The 17942-nt window shown below is 68.1% G+C and carries 18 protein-coding genes; 4 read left to right on the forward strand and 14 right to left on the reverse strand.

The window, feature by feature from the left end; all coding sequences use genetic code 11:
* The 13 genes from NVU01S_RS42510 to uraD all read right to left on the reverse strand — a co-directional run.
* Positions 1-165: thiamine pyrophosphate-binding protein (locus NVU01S_RS42510; RefSeq protein ID WP_043669988.1), on the reverse strand; the 165-nt coding region annotated here is incomplete at its 3' end.
* A 49-nt stretch (positions 166-214) separates the two neighbouring features.
* A complete protein-coding gene (locus NVU01S_RS17725) occupies positions 215-1087 on the reverse strand; it encodes an NAD(P)-dependent oxidoreductase (RefSeq protein WP_043669991.1) in 873 nt (290 codons plus the stop codon).
* On the reverse strand, positions 1084-1887 hold the full coding sequence (locus NVU01S_RS17730) for a hydroxypyruvate isomerase family protein (RefSeq protein WP_043669993.1): 804 nt from the start codon (positions 1885-1887) through the stop codon (positions 1084-1086). Before NVU01S_RS17730 ends, NVU01S_RS17725 begins: the two co-directional genes overlap by 4 nt.
* Complete coding sequence (locus NVU01S_RS17735) at positions 1884-2264, reverse strand: allophanate hydrolase-related protein (protein ID WP_043669996.1); 381 nt, start codon at positions 2262-2264, stop codon at positions 1884-1886. Before NVU01S_RS17735 ends, NVU01S_RS17730 begins: the two co-directional genes overlap by 4 nt.
* Before the next feature lie 145 nt (positions 2265-2409).
* Positions 2410-3477 carry an XdhC family protein gene (locus tag NVU01S_RS17740; protein WP_043669999.1) on the reverse strand — a complete coding sequence of 356 codons (1068 nt, stop codon included), beginning with the start codon at positions 3475-3477 and terminating at the stop codon, positions 2410-2412.
* Between the two features lie 13 nt (positions 3478-3490).
* The gene (locus NVU01S_RS17745; protein WP_043670001.1) at positions 3491-4933 is read right to left on the reverse strand and encodes an NCS2 family permease; all 1443 of its coding nucleotides are present in this window, start codon (positions 4931-4933) and stop codon (positions 3491-3493) included.
* 149 nt (positions 4934-5082) lie between these two features.
* Positions 5083-7416 (reverse strand): xanthine dehydrogenase family protein molybdopterin-binding subunit, encoded by a 2334-nt coding sequence (locus tag NVU01S_RS17750; protein ID WP_175068901.1) that lies wholly within the window; start codon positions 7414-7416, stop codon positions 5083-5085.
* Positions 7413-8762, reverse strand: a complete 1350-nt coding sequence (locus tag NVU01S_RS17755; RefSeq protein ID WP_175068902.1) for an 8-oxoguanine deaminase — start codon at positions 8760-8762, stop codon at positions 7413-7415. Before NVU01S_RS17755 ends, NVU01S_RS17750 begins: the two co-directional genes overlap by 4 nt.
* Positions 8759-9232, reverse strand: coding sequence for a (2Fe-2S)-binding protein (locus tag NVU01S_RS17760; protein ID WP_043670004.1), 474 nt, complete (start codon positions 9230-9232; stop codon positions 8759-8761). Before NVU01S_RS17760 ends, NVU01S_RS17755 begins: the two co-directional genes overlap by 4 nt.
* Positions 9232-10101 carry an FAD binding domain-containing protein gene (locus tag NVU01S_RS17765; RefSeq protein ID WP_043670007.1) on the reverse strand — a complete coding sequence of 290 codons (870 nt, stop codon included), beginning with the start codon at positions 10099-10101 and terminating at the stop codon, positions 9232-9234. Before NVU01S_RS17765 ends, NVU01S_RS17760 begins: the two co-directional genes overlap by 1 nt.
* Positions 10102-10103: 2 nt before the next feature.
* Positions 10104-10979: a factor-independent urate hydroxylase gene (gene pucL, locus NVU01S_RS17770; protein WP_043670009.1), complete on the reverse strand. Its 876-nt coding sequence runs from the start codon at positions 10977-10979 to the stop codon at positions 10104-10106.
* Positions 10980-10983: 4 nt separating this feature from the next.
* Entirely contained in the window at positions 10984-11283 is a 300-nt protein-coding gene (gene uraH / locus NVU01S_RS17775) for a hydroxyisourate hydrolase (protein ID WP_043670012.1), read from the reverse strand.
* The gene (gene uraD, locus NVU01S_RS17780) at positions 11280-11792 is read right to left on the reverse strand and encodes a 2-oxo-4-hydroxy-4-carboxy-5-ureidoimidazoline decarboxylase (protein ID WP_043670015.1); all 513 of its coding nucleotides are present in this window, start codon (positions 11790-11792) and stop codon (positions 11280-11282) included. Before uraD ends, uraH begins: the two co-directional genes overlap by 4 nt.
* 162 nt (positions 11793-11954) lie before the next feature.
* On the opposite strand from uraD, the gene NVU01S_RS17785 reads away from it, so the two are divergent.
* Positions 11955-13460: a PucR family transcriptional regulator gene (locus tag NVU01S_RS17785; protein WP_043670019.1), complete on the forward strand. Its 1506-nt coding sequence runs from the start codon at positions 11955-11957 to the stop codon at positions 13458-13460.
* Positions 13461-13520: 60 nt separating this feature from the next.
* On the opposite strand, the gene NVU01S_RS17790 is transcribed toward NVU01S_RS17785, so the two are convergent.
* Complete coding sequence (locus NVU01S_RS17790; RefSeq protein ID WP_043670022.1) at positions 13521-14060, reverse strand: MarR family winged helix-turn-helix transcriptional regulator; 540 nt, start codon at positions 14058-14060, stop codon at positions 13521-13523.
* A 77-nt stretch (positions 14061-14137) separates the two neighbouring features.
* Between NVU01S_RS17790 and NVU01S_RS17795 the strand changes: the two genes are divergently transcribed.
* The 3 genes from NVU01S_RS17795 (at position 14138) to NVU01S_RS17805 (ending at position 17923) form a co-directional block, all read left to right on the forward strand.
* Entirely contained in the window at positions 14138-14857 is a 720-nt protein-coding gene (locus NVU01S_RS17795; RefSeq protein ID WP_043670025.1) for an SDR family NAD(P)-dependent oxidoreductase, read from the forward strand.
* A gap of 122 nt (positions 14858-14979) precedes the next feature.
* Positions 14980-15912: a family 2A encapsulin nanocompartment shell protein gene (locus tag NVU01S_RS17800; RefSeq protein WP_043670028.1), complete on the forward strand. Its 933-nt coding sequence runs from the start codon at positions 14980-14982 to the stop codon at positions 15910-15912.
* A complete protein-coding gene (locus NVU01S_RS17805; RefSeq protein ID WP_167829377.1) occupies positions 15884-17923 on the forward strand; it encodes a family 2A encapsulin nanocompartment cargo protein cysteine desulfurase in 2040 nt (679 codons plus the stop codon). The genes NVU01S_RS17800 and NVU01S_RS17805 overlap by 29 nt, the downstream gene beginning before the upstream one ends.
* The last annotated feature ends 19 nt before the right edge of the window (positions 17924-17942 follow it).

Genomic DNA, 17942 nt, shown 5'->3' on the forward strand with positions numbered 1-17942 from the left:
CGACGCCGCCTCCACATGCCGCGCCAGCACATGCCCCATCCCCCCATGCGCCCGCATCGCACTATAAAACGGATTGATCGCCGCCCCAGGCAAACCAAACGCCTGCGAAGCCCCCTCCTTCACCAAAATCAACACCGCAGCATCCACCGCACGCATCCGAGCCATCGTCAGACCTCCTCGTTGTGCCGCACGGCGCGCCCGCTCGTCACGGCGTTCATTCGCCCTTGCCCGACAGTGCTTCGGCCACCAGCAGCAGGCCGGAATGATCCAGCGAGCCATAGCCCATCGCCCTGGCCGCGGCGATCAACTGCGCGGTGAGCGCGCCCATCGGAATGGCGACCTCGGCCTCGCGCGCGGCCGCCTGGATGATGCCCATGTCCTTGTGGTGCAGGTCGATCCGGAAGCCGGGGACGAAGTTGCGGGCCAGCATGGTCTCGCGCTTGAGCTCGAGGATCTTGCTGCCCGCGAGGCCACCCGCCAGTACGTCCAGACCCTTCGCCGCGTCCGCGCCGAGATTCTCCATCAGCAAGATGGCCTCGGCGACAAGGGCATACGTCCCGCCGACCACGAGCTGGTTGGCCGCCTTGACGCATTGACCCGCGCCGTTGCCGCCGACCAGCGCGAAGGTCTTGCCGAGCGTCTGGAAAATCGGTGTCGCCGCGTCGAAATCGGCCTGCGTGCCGCCGACCATGATGGACAGGGCGGCGTTGACGGCGCCGGCCTCGCCGCCGCTCACCGGCGCGTCCAGCACCCGCAGCCGGTTCTTCTCGCCCTCGGCCGCTGTCCATTTGGCCGTCTTCGGGGTGATCGTGGAGAAGTCGATATACAGCGTGCCCGGCTCGGTGTGCGCGACGATATCGCCGAACACCTCTTCGATCTGCTCGTCCTGCGGCAGCATCGTGATCACGATGTCCTTGTCGCGCACCGCCTCCGCGACGCTGGCCGCGGTGGCACCGCCTGCCTCTTTGAGCTTCTCCAGCCCCTTGGGACCGATGTCGTAGCCGGTGACCTCGTGACCGGCCGCGACGAGGTGCCCCGCCATCGGGCTGCCCATGATCCCGAGTCCGATAAAACCGATCTTGCTCATGCGTTGATCCACTTCCAATCCAGCTCGGGGTCTTTGTATTCGAGGCCGATCCAGCCGTCGTAGCCTGCGGCGGCGAGGGTGTCGAAAAGGGTGCCGAAGTCGAGTTCGCCGGTGCCGGGTCGGCCGCGGCCGGGATCGTCGGCGATCTGCACGTGGCCGATGTGGCGTGCGTAGGTCTTGATCACCTCGAGCAGGTTCTCGTCCATCCGCGCCAGGTGGTAAAGATCGCAGAGGAAGCGCACATTCGGCTCGCCGGTCTGCTCGATCACGCGCACGGCGTGCGCGGCGCTGACGATCGGATACTGCGGCGACTCATGCGCGTTCAGTGCCTCGACCAAGACGACGGCATCGATCCGGGCGGCGGCGCGGGCGGCCAGGCGCAGATTCTCCAGCGCGAGTTCGTCCTGTCGCGCCGGATCCTCGCCCGCGATCCGGTTGCCGTACAACGCGTTCAGCGCGCGGCACCCGGTACGCTCGGCGAGACCCACGGCCACGTCGATGTTGTCCCGGAAGCGGGTGACCTCGCCGGGCACCGACACCAGTCCCCGACCCGCCGGAATCAGATCGATGAAGTTCAACCCGACCAGCGCCACGCCGGCGTCCTCGAGCGCCCGCACGAACGCGTCGATTTCTTTGTCGCCCGGCACCGGATTCTCGCCGAAGGGCCACCAGAATTCGACCGCGTCGAATCCCGCGGCCTTGGCCGCGGCGGGCCGTTCCAGCAGCGGCAGATCAGTGAAAAGAATAGAGCAGTTGACGTCGAATTTCGGGAGACCGGACTCCCCTGGGTAATGCTTCACTCAGCTCCTTCGCGATATTTCTGCCAACTGCCGACACGGGTGATGTCGATCAGCTCCGGGTAGGACGTCGGCGGTTTGCGCAGCACCATGGACAGCACCGAGCGCCCGTCGTCGAGCTCGATCGCGCCGAGCTCCAGTTCGGGCGGCTCTGCGGGCAGCAGGTGTTCCCGCAGCACGTCCATGGGCACGTCGAACAGCTCGCCGCTGATCGAGTGGCCGCCGTCGGCCGCCGGGTCCAGGCCGGGGAACCGGTCGCCCACCGAGAAGAACCGGTAGCGCGGCGCGGTTTTCGCCTCGCCGGCGAACGGCGCTCCGTGCAGCAGATGATTGAGCGGCCCTCCGCGCATGGCGGAACCGTTCAGAAAAATCAACGGCATGTTCGGGTCCTTTGTCTAGAATTTCACCAAGTATGCGGTCATTGCCTATTTTTCGGATAGCCGAGATCAACCCGAAATCGGCCGATAATTCCGAAGCAGAATTTGTAGGAAGCTCCAGCGCCGAAAGTATCGCGGCGTCGCGCGGTCACCAGGTGGGAATCAGGTCCCGGTGTATGGGTCCGCCGCTCGCGCGCAACGGCTGGGCCGATCCGCCCCGGCGGACCGCGACGATCTCCGCGGCGATGGACACCGCGGTCTCCTCCGCGGTGCGCCCGCCGAGATCGAGGCCGATCGGTGAATGCAGCGCGGACAGTTCGGTTTCCGACAGGCCGGCGGCCCGCAGACTCGCCATCCGATCCTCGTGCGTGCGCCGTGATCCCATCGCGCCGACATAGGCGACCGGCAGCCGTAATGCCAACTCCAGCAGCGGAATATCGAACTTCGCATCATGGGTCAGTACACACAGCACGGTGCGCGCGTCGACCGTGGTGTGCCGCAGATACCGGTCAGGCCAGTCCACCACGACCTCGTGCGCGTCCGGAAAGCGCGCCTTGGTGGCGAACACCGGACGGGCGTCGCAGACGGTCACCCGATAGCCCAGGAAGCGACCGATCCGGGTGAGCGCCGCGGCGAAATCTATGGCACCGAAGACGATCATCCGGGGCGGCGGCACATACGACTCCACGAACACGGTGGCTTCCCGGTCACCGCAACCGATCACCCGCAGGCCGGTGCTGCCCGCGTCGAGCATCGCCCTCGCCTCCGCCGCGACCACCGGGTCGAAGGTGGCACCCAGCGTCCACCACGGACCCAAAGCCATGGTCGCGCCGGAGTTCAGGTCACGAACCAGGGCCACCGGCTCGACCGAGCGCAGCAGCGCCTCGATGGTGCCGAAGTCCGCCGGGGTGATCGGCTGGACGAACACCTCGATGGTGCCGCCGCAGGTGAGCCCGACGGCGAAGGCGTCGTCGTCGCTGTAGCCGAAGCTTTCGCGCACCGGCTGCCCGGTGCGCAGGGCCTCGCGACAGAGCTCGTACACCGCACCCTCGACGCAGCCACCGGAAATGCTGCCGAGGACAACGCCTTCGGCGTCCACCGCGAGGGCGGCGCCGGGCGGTCGCGGCGCGCTGCCGCTGACGCCGATGACGGTGGCGACGGCGTAGGACTTGCCCGCCGTGTGCCAGTGCAGGAGTTCTGTCGCGAGGTCACGCATGGTTGTTGCCGTTCTATCCGCCGAGCAGTAGTTCGATGGCCGAGATGCCGAAGTAGGCGGCGAACACCACGCCCACCACCCAGATGAGCCAATGGATTTCGCGGAACTTCCCGCGCGCCGCCTTGATCACCACGTAGGCGATGACGCCCGCGCCGACCCCGTTGGTGATCGAGTAGGTGAACGGCATCAGCACGATGGTCAGGAAGGCGGGGACCGCGACTTCCAGGTCGGACCAGTCGATCTTGCGGGCCTGGGTCATCATCAGCGCGCCGACCAGCACCAGCGCCGGGGCGGCCGCCTGGATCGGCACCACCGCGGCCAACGGCGTGAAAAAGACCGCCAGGCAGAACAATCCGCCGGTCACCACGCTGGTCAAGCCGGTACGAGCGCCCTCACCGACGCCCGTCGCGGACTCGACGTAGACGGTGTTACCCGCCCCGCCACTGAGACCGCCGATGATCTGGCCGACGCCGTCGACGGTCAGCACCTTGCCGAGGCCGGGCATGGTGCCCTTCTCGTCGAGCAGACCCGCCTCGTCGCAGACGCCGAACACGGTGCCCATGGCGTCGAAGAAGCCGGTGAGCACAAGTGTGAACAGCACGACGCCGGCGACCAGACCACCGGCCTTGGCGAACCCGCCGACCAGATCGATGTCGAACAGCAGACCGAAGTCCGGCGCGGCGAACAGCCCCTCGGGCGTCTCCGGCACGACCGGGCCCCAGGTTTTGGGATCGATTTTCGCCAGCGAATTCACCACGATGGCCAGCACCGTGGCGATCGCGATGCTGATCAGGATGGCGCCGGGCACCTTACGGATGAACAGCGCCAGCATGAGCAGCAGCCCGACCGCGAAAATCACTACGGGCCAACCGGAAAGGTGCCCGCCCGCGCCGAGGGTCACCGGCGGACCGGTCTGCGCGCCGTGCCCGACCACCCCGGCCGACACCAGCCCGATCATCGCGATGAACATGCCGATCCCGACGCCGATGGCGTTCTTGAGGGCGAGCGGGATGGCGTTGATGATCATTGTGCGCAACCCGGTGGCGGCCAGGATCACGATGATCACGCCCATCAGCACCACCAGGCCCATGGCTTGCGGCCAGGTCATGTGCGGCGCCGCTTGGAAGGCGACTACCGGCACCACACCCAGCCCCGCGGCCAGCGCCAGCGGTACGTTGCCGACCAGGCCCATCAGAATGGTGCTCAGGCCCGCGGAAAACGCGGTGGCGGTGGTGAGTTGCGCGATGCTGAGGGTGTTGCCGTCGACGTCCTGGACCCCGCCGATGATCAGCGGGACGAGCAGGATAACGTAGGCCATCGCGACGAAAGTGGTGATACCGCCCCGGATCTCGCGCGATACCGAGGTCTTGCGGTCACTCAACCGGAAGTAGCGGTCGAGCGCGGACCTTCCGGTGGCCGGCTCCGGTACGGAGGAGTGGGTCTGTACTTGGGTCATGGCGTGCCCTCCTCGGGGCATGGCCGACCTACGATCCGGCTGCATCGCCGGATCGCGTGGTTCGGTTTGCTGTTGTGGGACCTGTGCTGTGTTGTCCACGCCGGCAACGGGTCTCCGTGACCGGCGCGGACGAGCACCGCCCCTGTTGATCAACTGCTCCGGATGATGTCTTCCGGACGCACCGGCACTCGGTTGATGTGCACGGTTCCCCCCGCCGAGCGGCACGCGTCCCGTATGGCGGCGACGATCGCGGGAGTCGAGGAGAGCGTGGGTGGCTCTCCGGCGCCGCGCAGCCCGTATGGGGCGTGCGGGTCGGCGTTTTCGAGAATCTCGAGCCGCTGTGGCGGCGAGTCGAGAATCGTGGGAATCAGATAGTCGGTGAACGAGGGGTTGAGTACCTTGCCGTCGCGGACCTGGATCTCCTCCATGACCGCGAGGCCCAGGCCCTGCGCGGAGCCGCCGTGGATCTGGCCCTCCAGCGAGAGCCGGTTCATGATCTTGCCGACGTCCTGAACCGCGTCCAGCGCAACCACTTTGACCAGACCGAGTTCGGTGTCGACATCCACCACCGCGCGGTGTACGCACAGGGCCAGCTGGGTGTGGCTGTCCCCCTGACCGGTGACCGGATCCATGCCGGTGGTCGGCTTGTGGTGGTATTTCCTGGTCTCCTCGATGATTTCGTCGCCGAGCAGATCGACGATCGCGGCGAACACCTCACCGGTGCCCGACACCACCTTGCCGCCGACCAGCCGCAGGCCGCGGGTGGCGCCGAAACGTCCCTGGGCCAGGGCGAGTACACGCATGCGCACCGCTTCACACGCGGCCTTCACCGCGCCACCGGTCATGTAGGTCTGCCGGGAGGCCGACGAGGAACCCGCGCTGTCGATCTGGTTGTCGGCGGGGTGAATGGTCACCCTCTCGATGCCGAGTTCGGTCCGCGCGATCTGCGCTTCGACCGTGACCAGTCCCTGTCCCACTTCGGCGGCGGCGGTGTGCACCAGCGCGACGGGTTCGCCGCCGATCACCTCGAGGCGCACCCGCGCGGTGGAGTAGTCGTCGAAACCCTCGGAGAAGCAGATGTTCTTGATGCCGACGCCGTAGCCGACGCCGCGCACCACGCCTTCACCGTGCGTCGTCTGCGAAGCGCCGCCGGGCAGGTTCCGGATGTCGGCCGCGTCCAGCGGCGCGGGCAGCGGCATGTCGCGCAACTGCCCGAGCATCTCGGCCATCGGCATGGGCGCGTGCACCACCTGACCGGTCGCCAGCTTGGAGCCCTGCGATACCGCGTTCACCTGACGGACGTACACCGGGTCGAGATCGAGCGCCTGCGCCAGCTTGTCCATCATCGACTCGTGCGCGAAACAGGCTTGCACCGCACCGAATCCGCGCATCGCACCGCACGGCGGGTTATTGGTGTACACGCCGTAGGCGTCGATCTTGATGTGCGGAACCTCGTAGGGGCCCAACGCCAGTGAGGACGCGTTGCCGGTGACATTGAGCGTGGCGGAGGTGTAGGCGCCGCCGTCGAGCACGATGCGCACCTCGGCGAAGACGATCTTGCCCGCGCGGGTGGCGCCGTACTCGTAGCTCAGCTGCGCCGGATGCCGGTGCACGTGCCCGAAGAACGACTCCTCGCGGTTGTACACCATCTTGATCGGCTTGCCGGTGTAGAGCGCGAGCATGCCCGCGTGGATCTGCATCGAAATGTCCTCGCGCCCACCGAACGCGCCGCCGACGCCGGCCATGGTCATCCGGATCTGGTCCGGGGACAGGTCGAGACAGGGACCGATCTGGTCGAGATCGTTGTGCATCCACTGGGTGGCGACGTAGAAGTCGAGCCCGCCGTCCTCGCCCGGCGCGACCAGCCCGGCCTCCGGGCCGAGGAACGCCTGATCCTGGATGCCGACCTCGTATTCGCCGGTCACCACGACATCGGACATGGCGCGCCCGACCGCGATATCGCCGACCCGGACCGGCTGATGCCGGGCGATACCGCCCCGCTCCTGCACCTTGTTGGCCTCCGGGTCGGCGACCACCGCGAGCGGATCGATGATGGGGGTCAGCACCTCCCATTCGATGGCGATCACTTCGACTGCGCGCCGGGCGATCTCGGGATGATCCGCGGCGACCAGCGCGATCGGCTCACCGTGGTGGCGCACCTCGTCGAAGGCGAGAACCGGTTGGTCCCAGGTCATGTCGAGGCCGTAACACTTGCGGCCGGGCACATCCTCGTGGGTGAGCACCGCGTGCACGCCCGGCAACGCGAGCGCCGCGCTGATGTCCATGCCGAGGATGCGGGCCCGCGGGTGCGGACTGCGCAGCGTGGCGCCCCACAGCATGCCGTCCATCCACATGTCCGAGGCATAGGCGAACTCGCCCTTGACCTTCAGCGTGCCGTCGGGCCGCAGCGGGCTCTCGCCGATACCGCCCTTACCGGGTGCGGCGACCTCACCCGGGAAGCGAGTGCTCCGTACCGCGGTCATCGTGCTTCCTCCCGTTCCAACAGCCGCTTGCGCGCGGCGGCACCGGCCCGGCCGACCGCGTCGTGCGACACGGTGCGCAGTTCGTCGTCGGCCACGACGGTCCGGCCGCCGACGAACAACCGCGCCAGCGGCGGTATCGGGCCGAACACCAGGGTGCAGACGGGATCTGTGACCGCGGCGCGGAAGCCGTCCACTCGCCACATCGCGATATCGGCGAGCTTGCCGACCTCGAGGCTGCCGATCTCCTGCTGCCGCCCGAGATTGCGGGCACCACCCAGGGTGCCGATCTCCAAGGCCTGGCGCGCGGTGAGCGCGGTGGGACCGTGCACGGCGCGCTGGAACAGCATGGCCTGGCGCAACTCTCCCGCCATCGAGGTCAGTTCGCTGGAGGCCGCCCCGTCCACGCCTAGACCGACGGTCGCGCCGGCGCGCAAAAGCTCGGAGACGCGGGCGATTCCGGCGCCGAGCCGGGCATTGGAGCTGGGGCAGTGCGCCGATCCGGTACCGGTCTCGGCGAAGCGCCGGATATCCGCGTCGTGCAGGTGCACCGCGTGCGCGAACCAGACGTCATCACCGAGCCAGCCGAGCTTGTCCATGTATTCCACCGGCGTGCAACCCATCTGCTCGCGGCAGTGCACTTCCTCGTCCAGTGTCTCGGCGAGGTGGGTGTGCAGCCGCACGCCCTTGGTGCGGGCCAGCAGGGCGGCGTCGGTCATCAGGCCCTCGCTCACCGAGAACGGCGAGCACGGCGCGACTGCTACCCGCAGCATCGAGTCGAACGACGGATCGTGGTACTTGTCAATGGTTTCCGCGGTGTTCAGCAGGATCTCGTCGCGATCCTCCACCACCTCGTCCGGCGGCAGGCCGCCCGCGGACTGGCCCCGGTCCATCGAGCCGCGGCACGGATGGAACCGCAGACCGATCTCGTGTGCCGCGCGGACCTCGGCGTCGAACAGGTCACCGCGTCCCTTGGGGAACACGTAGTGGTGGTCGCTGCTGGTGGTGCAGCCGGTCAGGGCGAGCCAGCCCAGCCCCGCCGCGGCCGCGCCGTAGACCACCTCCGCGTCCATGCCCGCCCAGGTGCGGTAGAGCCCGGTGAGCCATTCGAACAGCGTGGCGTCCTGGTACAGCCCCTGGGTCGCCCACTGGTAGAGGTGATGGTGGGTGTTGACCAGGCCGGGGGTGACCAGGCAACCGGTGCCGTCGACCCGCTGTGCGTCCGGCACCACCGGCGCGGGACCGGCGCCGAGCGCTTCGATCCGGCCGTCGGCGATCACCAGGTAGCCGGACGGGATCTCCGGGCCGACCACCGGTGCGATGTAGGCGTTTTCGATGATGGTCTTCATCGGGCCGCCGCTTTCCGCTGCGCCGCGAGCCGCACGGCGTCCAGGATCTTCTCGTAACCGGTGCAGCGGCACAGGTTTCCGGCCAGGGCCTCGCGGATCTCGACATCGGACGGGTCCGGGTTGTGCTCGATCAGGTCGTGCGCCTGCACGATGAGACCCGGTGTGCAGAAACCGCATTGCACCGCGCCCGCCTCGACGAACGCCTGCTGCATCGGATCCAGCTTCGCCCCCTCGGCCAGCCCCTCCACGGTGCGCACCGAGCGGCCTTCGGCCTGGCCGGCCGCCACCAGGCAGGAGCAGACCGGCGTGCCGTCCAAATAGACCGTGCACGAACCGCATTCGCCTTGTTCACAGGCATTCTTGGAGCCGGGCAGGCCCATCCGCTCGCGCAGCATGTAGAGCAGGCTCTCGCCCTCCCACACGTCGTCCACGGTCTCCTGCGAGCCGTTCACATCGAACCTCACGCGCATCAGGCCGCCTTCCTTTCTGTCAGATAGTCCGTCCAGGCCCAGCCCAGGGTGCGGCGGGCCAGCACCGAGAGGGCGTGTTTGCGGTAGTCCGCGGTGCCGCGGACGTCGTCGATCGGCTTCGCGGCGGCAGCGACGAGCGCGCCGAATTCGCGTAGCACGCTGTCGCTCAGCGGCGTCGCCTGCTGCCACGGCAACTGGGTCGCCAGGAATTCCTCGGCCGACCCGGCGCGCAGCGGTGTCGGACCGGACGATCCGATGCCGGTGCGGACCGTCCCGCTGCCGGGGTACAGCGCGATCGCGAACGAGCACACCGCGATCACCATCGCGTTGCGCGTGCCGACCTTCGAAAAGTATTGCGGCCCTTCGGCGGGTGGCAACCAGATCGCCCGGATCAGCTCGTCCGGTTCGAGCGCGGTCTTGCGCACCCAGAGGTAGAAATCGTCGATCGGGATCATCCGGGTGCCGCGCGCCGCGGACTCGACCTCGACGACCGCGTCCCCGGCGAGCAGCGCGGGATGGGCGTCACCGGCCGGGGACGCCCCGCCCAGATTGCCGCCGACCGTGCCGCGATTGCGGATCTGCGGCGAACCGACGGTGCGCGAGGCCTGCGCCAGGCCGGGCAACTGCTTGCCGAGCCGGTTGATGATCTTGACGTACGGCACACCGGAACCGATCCGGATCCTGCCGTCGATCTCCTTGTGGTCGAACAGTTCCCGGCACGGGTTGAGATCCAGCAGGGCGTCCGGCCTGCCCTTGTCGAAATTGAGTTCGACCATCATGTCGGTGCCGCCCTGAATGGGCACCGCATCCGGTCGATCGGCCTTGATGGCCAGGGCATCCGCCCAGCTGCTCGGTCGCAAGAAATCCATCGTCACTCCCACGCCGGGCCTGCGGCCGGCGCGTCCTCGCGCAGGACCGTGCCCTCGATCAGGCCGTACGGGCGGTCGGCGGCGTAGAACACCTCGTTGTCGTTGGTCAGGCCGAACGCGGACAGGTCGACCACGAAGTGATGTTTGTTCGGCAGCGACAGCCGCACCTCGCCGATCTCCGGGCAGGCGGCGAGTACCCGCTCACCCATCGCGTACAGCGTCTGCTGCAACGAGTAGCTGTAGGTCTCGGCGAACGCCTCCAACAGGGCGCCGCGCGCCGCGCGGTATGCCTTGTCCCAGTCGCCCGGCTCGGCGATGAAGCGCCACTCCGCGTTGACCTCGGTGGCCAGGATGCGGTCGTAGGCTTCCTGCAGCGTCGTGTACTTGTCCTTGATATAGCCGTGGAACTCCGAACCGGTGGAGTTGAGCACCACCAGGCCCTGCAAACCCGCTACCACCCAGGTCTTTTCGCCGTCGTGGTGCACCCGCGCGATGCGGGTCTCCTGACCGGAGCGGACGAACGAGTGCTGATCGTCGCCGGGGTTCAGCACGATCCGCTCCCAGGCGTATTCCTCGACGCTGACCCGCGCGTGGTGGATGGTCGGCTGCGAGCCGACGAAATGCTGTGCCAGCAGGACACCGAACGCCTCGGGCGAGGTGATGCCGTGCTCCTTGGCGAAGGCGAAGACCGTGTTCTTCTGGGTGTCCGTCGGCAGGACCGCGCCGTTGTCGCCGGTGAGGTGTACCTCGTCCATGTCGCCGGAGAGCGCCACACCGACATTGAGATCGCGGATCTCGTGCACGCCACCGTTTTTCGTCACGCCGACGACGTGGGTCTCCGCCTTGCCGTATCGGTTCGGTCCGAGCTTGATCGACATTGTTTCAGCTACCTCGATAAGTGGAGTAGGAATACGGACTGAGCAGCAGCGGTACGTGGTAGTGCGCTGCCGGGTCGGCGACGGTGAAATCGATCGCGACCGTGGGATAGAACGGGCTGATCTCGCCCGTCTCGAAAGTCAGCCGGTGCGTGCCGGTTCCGGGCGCGGGCAGGTCTTTGACGCGGCCGTCGTCGTCGGTACGCCGTTCGGCGAGTACCGTGCCGTGCGCGTCCGAGAGCCGGACCAGCATCCCCGCGGCAGGGCGGCCGGTGACCGCGTTGAGCACGTGCGTGGACAGACTCACTGCTCCCCCAGCAGCTTTCGCACCCGCAGCCGGGTGATGTCGGCGAGCTCGCTCTGTACCTTGATCCGCTCGTCGAGCACCGAATTGTCCAGGCGCAGCCGCAATTCGGCGAGGATCTCGGTGGCGGTGCGGCCGGTGGCACGGATCAGGAAGACGTGACCGAAGCGCTCTTCGTAGGCGAGATTGCCGGCGGCGAGCTCGGTCCGCACGGCGGCGTCGGCGGTCGCGGCACCGGACTGTTCCCCGCGCGACCAGCTCGCCTCCCGCTCGGACAGCTCGGCCTTGGCGCGGTCACCGATGCGCGGATGCGCCGCGAGCGCCTCCTCGACATCCGGCCAACTCAGCTCGCACACCGTGGTGACAGCCGCGGCGACGAGGCTCGCGGTGTCGGCGTAGGGCCGGGCCGCCGCGACCTTCTGCGCCCACTGCCGGGACGCACAGCAGGTCAGCAGTTCCTGTTCGACCCGGTCCGGTGGCAACGAGTTGAGCCATCCGATGTCGCCTGCCATCTGACCTCCTGTAGGGGGTTGCCAATCTGTTCCGCAAGTACACCCGCCGGGGAACGCCGCAGCCAGAAACGAGAAATCTGAACTGTGCGCCAGTTCACACCGAAGTCTTTGTGTGAATGTCCAAGGGCATTCACCAGGGGGTTGACTGTTAGCCTTCGCACCGTGCGCCTCCGATCCCTGCTGACCATGGCGGACCTCGGGCTCGAGCTCGTCACCGGCGAGGACGAGCTGGACCGGTTCGTCCGCTGGGTGGTGACCACCGACATGCTCGATCCCGGTCGCTACCTGTCCGGCGGGGAACTCGTCCTCACCGGCATGCAGTGGCGCCACGATCCGGCCGACAGCGAGGTGTTCGTCCGCGCACTGGCCCAGGCGGGCGTGGCCGGGCTGGCCGCGGGCGATGCCCGCTACGGCGGTGCGCCCCCGGACGTGGTCGAGGCCTGTCGCAAGCATCGGATCCCGCTGTTCCGGGTCCCGGAGAACATTGCGTTCGCCCAGGTCACCGAGCAGATCACGCGCAATCTGTCGACCGGGCGCGCCGCGGACCTGACCGCGATCCTGGACCGGCACCGCCAGCTCGTTTCGGGCGCCGGGCTCGGCTCGGTGCTCGAGCTGATCGAACGCGATCTCGGCATGCGCTGCTGGGTGATCTCCTCGACCGGCCGGGCGGTGGCCGGGCCCGCGACCCCGCCACCGTCCGAGGTGACCACCGCATTCCTCAGCGCCCGCCGCCTGCCGTTGGCGTTCCGGCCGGAGACCGGCCGGTTCTCCCTGTTCGCGGTCGACGAGCACCGCACGTCGCGAGCGGCCGACTGGTTCCTCGTGTTCGAGGGCGACTACACCGAGTGGCCCGAGGAGCGGCGCGCGCTGGCCGGCGAGCTGGCCGCGGTCGTCTCGCTCGAACGCGCCCGCCAGGACGACCGCCAGAGCGCCGAGGGACGGCTCGCCCAGGAACTGATCGAGCTGATCGTCTCCGACGCCAAGCCCGCGGAGATCATCTCCCGCCTCGAACTCACCGGACTCGGACCGGCGGAGACCTATATCGCCGTCGCCGCGGCCGCCGACGACACTTTGCGGCCCGGGGAATTACGCGTCTTGTTGCGCGAAATACTTTACGGCAGAAGGCCTGCCGCGGGCGTGGTGGACGGCGAGGCGATCGCGCTCATCCCCGCCGGGCCGGATAATCCGGTCATCGACGAGATCAACCGCGCGGTAACGGCTTTGGAGCCGGGCCTGGGTGGCAGCCGACTATCCATCGGCGTCAGCGGAGTGGTCGACGGCGAGGGCCTGCGCGGTGCGGTGGAGGAGGCGCGCTACGCGCGCCGGATGGCGGCGGGTCGCCTGCAACCGGCCAGCGTCGTGGGCCATGACGAACTGGCCACACACATGCTGTTGCTCGCCTCGGTCCCCGACGAGGTCCGCCGCATGTTCCGGCTGCGCCTGCTCGATCCGCTCACCACCTACGACCAGGACAATCGCGCCGATCTCGTGCACACACTGGAGACGTTCCTCGAGGTGTCGGGCTCGTGGACCAAATGCGCCGACCTCCTGCACGTACACGTGAACACCCTGCGCTACCGCATCCAGCGCATCGAAGAACTCACCGGGCGTGATCTTTCCCGCCTGGAAGACCGCGTCGACTTCTTCTTGGCGCTCGCGCTGCGCTGAGCACCGGCGTCGCCGAAGCGCTCGAATCATGTTGCGGCCGTTACCAATTCCCCGGATAGCTCAAATGTCAGGTCCGCCGACCTGGGTGATCTTGTGCGTACCGAGGCGGGTCATCAGATCCTGGTGCAGCACACGCAGCAGTTCGGTCAGGTCGGACTGCTGGGCGCGGGTGAGACCGGAGAGCAGCTCCGACTCCCGGCCGAGGACCTGGTCGACCAGCCGTTCGACCACAGCGTGTCCGGCACCGGTCAATTCGACGATCACCCCGCGCGAGCCGTCGCCGAGCGGGGCGCGGGTCACCAGGCCTTCGGTTTCGGCCCGCGCGACGCGCTGGGAGATCGCGCCCGCGGTGAGCATCGTCTGCTCCTTGAGCTGCCGGGTGGTCAGCCGGTAGGGCGCGCCGCTGCGGCGCAGCACGCTGAGCAGGTCGAGGGTGGCCGTGTCGACTCCCTCGGCGGCCAGCACCCGGCGGCGATCGTCACCGAATGTCTTGGCCAGCTGCCAGATTCGGGTCACCACGCCGATGCCGTCGACCGGAGTGCCCGGCCGCTCCCGCTGCCACGCCATCGCGATCGCGTCGACCGGATCGTCGGGATCCATGCGCACCTCCTGGTTGCGTTCAGCCCTGAACGAGAGCTACGGTTTAGATCTAAACGTACCCCATACGAGAGGTAGACATGCCACGCAACATTGTGGTGACCGGTGGCGCGACCGGCATCGGCCGGGCGATCGCCGCGGCCTTCGCGACCGCGGGCGACGCCGTGGTGATCACCGGACGACGCGCCGAGGCGCTGCGCGCGACGGCCACCGAACTAGGCGTCACCGATCAGGTCTGCGACGCCACCGATCCGGCGCAGATCGAGGCGCTGCGCACGGCGCTGCCCGACCGGATCGATGTCCTGGTCAACAACGCGGGCGGCAACACCGACTTCGACCAGGACTCCCCCACCGACCTGGCCGCCGTGGCCGCCGCCTGGCGCGCAAACCTGGACGCGAACCTGATCAGCGCGGTGCTGATGACCACGGCACTGCGCGACCGCCTGGCCGCGGGCGGGACCGTGATCAACATCGGGTCCATCGCCGCGGACAAGGGGGCGGGCGCATACGGCGCGGCCAAGGCCGGTCTCGCCTCGTGGAATATGCAACTGTCCGCCGAACTCGGCCCGCGCGGCGTCACCGCGAACGTCATCGCCCCCGGCTACATCGCCGACACCGAATTCTTCCGCGACCGGCTGACCGAGCAGCGCCGCGATGCGCTCATCGCCGCCACGCACACCGGGCGGCCCGGCCTCCCCGAGGACATCGCTTCCGCGGCAACCTATCTCGCTTCGCCGGGCGCACGCCAACTGACCGGTCAGGTATTGGCGGTCAACGGCGGCGAGCGCACGAGCCGCTGAGCGGCTGCCGACCGCGGCGCGCGGAGCGAGGCGGCGAATAGGGTCTATCCGGGCAACGAGCGCGGCAGGGTCTAGCATGAGCGGGCTGGTAACGGTGGATTTGCCGATCCCAAGGTGGTTCGATGACTAAAGCTGTTCCACAGCCGGTGGCGTTGGGCGATGAAGCGGCCCGCACACTGGCGAACGCAACAAAGACCGTGCCGCAGATGGAGTCGATCACTCCGCGGTGGTTGGTCCATCTGTTGAACTGGGTACCCGTCGAAGCCGGTATCTACCGACGTAACCGGGTTACCCACGAACAAACCGTCGATATCCAGTGCGACAACTTCGACGAGTCTCCGCTGCCGGAGACCTTTATCGACTACGAGCGGGACCCGCGCGAGTATCGGCTCAAGGCCGTGCACACCATCCTCGATGTGCACACGCGCGTCTCCGATCTGTATTCGAGCCCGCACGATCAGATAGCTCAGCAGTTGCGCTTGACCATCGAAGCGATCAAGGAACACCAAGAGGGCGAGCTGATCAACAGCCCGGACTACGGTCTGATCGCCAATACAGCCAAGAAGCAACGGCTCTCGACGATCGCCGGCCCGCCGACGCCCGACGACCTCGACAATCTGATCACCAGGGTCTGGAAGGAGCCCGGCTTCTTCCTGACCCACCCGCAGGGCATCGCCGCGTTCGGGCGGGAATGCACCCGGCGCGGTGTGCCGCCACCGACGGTGAGCATGTTCGGCTCCCAGTTCCTGACCTGGCGCGGGATCCCGATCATTCCGTCGGACAAGGTGCCGGTGGAACGCGGTAAGACCAAGTTCCTGCTGATCCGCACCGGCGAGGCCCGACAAGGCGTGGTCGGCCTGTACCAGCCGGGGCTGGCCGGCGAACAGGGACCGGGGCTTTCGGTGAAGTTCATGGGTATCGATCGCAGCGCGATCGCGTCGTATCTGGTGTCGCTGTACTGCTCGTTGGCCGTCCTGACCGACGACGCGGTGGCAGTGCTCGACGGAGCCGAGGTGGGCAAGTTCCATGACTACGCACCGACCTACCGGAGCTGACGTCTCGCGCCCAGCGGACGACGGTGGTGCCGGGTGGCTGCTGCCGGACGAGGCGACACTGAATCGTCTGGCCGGCGAATTCTTCTCGGCGCTGCCGTCGGCGTCGGCGGGCCTGCCCGCCGCACCGGCGGGCGTGAGCGTGGCACAGCCGGATCTCCCGGCGTCGCCGCCGAATGTGCCTGCACCATCGCCGCTGCCGTCGGCGACTTCCCTTGGTGGGACGGGCTTTTCGGGGGCGGCGCACCCGGGTGCGCATCCGCCGGTGGGAACGTCGGGCGTGACCGGCACCGGACGCGAAGCACCGGGTACCTACGTCCTCGGTGTATCCGGCGTCGAAGTGCCGTCGAGCACTCCCGTCGGCGGAGATGTCGCGTCCGTAGCGACATCGGAGACGGCGCAGGAGGTTTCGAGTAGCGCACCGCCGGGCGGTCGCACCCCGGAACCCTCCGTACCGGGCGCGGCGTCCGCGGCGACACCGAGATCCGCCGGCGCCGCACCGCCCGGCGGAGCCACCCCCGACCCCTATGTACCGACCTGGGGCAGCGACGTCCCGATGTCGGACGCGGCCGGGCGGTCGTCGAACGCGGCGGTGAACCCCGCGGACATCCACCGCGATCCGTTCCTCACCGCGCTGCCCTCGCTCCGGGAAGTGCTGTCTCCGCAGCGTTTTCCCGAGACCACGCAGCAACCGTCGACGGCGCCGAGCTTCTATTTCCTGGAGCCCACTGCGGCGGCGCCGGTTTCGAGCGGTATCGCGCCGAACCGTTTCCCCGCCGCGCACCCCCCGTTCGACGTGCACGCGGTGCGTAACGATTTCCCGATCCTGCGCGAGCGGGTGAACGGCCATCCGCTGGTCTGGTTCGACAACGCGGCGACCACGCAGAAGCCGCGGGCGGTGATCGAGCGTATCGCGCGCTTCTACGAACACGAGAACTCCAATATCCACCGCGCCGCACACGAATTGGCGGCGCGCTCCACCGATGCCTACGAGCAGGCCCGCGATATCGTGGCTCGGTTCATCGGCGCGGCTTCGGCCGAGGAGATCATCTTCGTCCGCGGCGCGACCGAGGGCATCAACCTGATCGCGCAGACCTGGGGCCGCAAGAATCTGCGCGCGGGTGACGAGATCGTCATCTCCCATCTCGAACACCACGCGAATATCGTGCCCTGGCAGCTGCTTGCGGCCGAGACCGGCGCCCAGCTGCGGGTCATCCCGGTGGACGACAACGGTGAGCTGCTGCTCGGCGAATACACCCGGTTGCTCTCCGATCGCACCAAACTCGTTTCTGTGACCCACGTCTCGAACGCGCTCGGCACCATCACGCCGGTGCGCGAGATCGTCGCCGAGGCACAGCGCGCGGGTGCGGTCACGCTCGTCGACGGCGCGCAATCGGTGCCACACGCCGCCATCGATGTGCGCTCGATCGGCGCGGATTTCTTCGTGTTCTCCGGCCACAAGGTGTTCGGCCCCACCGGAATCGGCGTGGTCTACGGGAAATCCGAGGTACTGCAGGACGTACCGCCGTGGCAGGGCGGGGGCAACATGATCAGCGACGTGACCCTGGAACGTTCGCTGTTCCAGCCGCCCCCCGGGCGATTCGAGGCGGGCACCGGAAACATCGCCGACGCGGTCGGTCTCGGTGCCGCGATCGAGTACGTCGAGCGCCTCGGCATGGACGCCATCGCTCGCTACGAGCACGGGCTGCTCGAGTACGCGACGCCGCGGGTCGCGGCGGTGCCGGGCGTGCGGCTGGTGGGCACCGCCGCGGAGAAGGCGAGCGTGCTCTCCTTCGTGATGGCCGGCTACGAGCCGATCGAGGTCGGTAAAGCCTTGAACGAGAAGGGCATCGCGGTCCGGGCGGGGCACCACTGCGCTCAGCCCATCCTGCGACGGCTCGGCCTGGAGGCGACGGTGCGCCCGTCGTTCGCCTTCTACAACACTTGCGCGGAGATCGATCTGATGGTCGCCGCGCTCGAAGAAATGGCAGTGCGCACACCTCGCGCACGCTGAGCGTTCTGCCGTCCGCCGC

Source organism: Nocardia vulneris (genome assembly GCF_001613425.1).
GTDB classification, from domain to species: domain Bacteria; phylum Actinomycetota; class Actinomycetes; order Mycobacteriales; family Mycobacteriaceae; genus Nocardia; species Nocardia vulneris.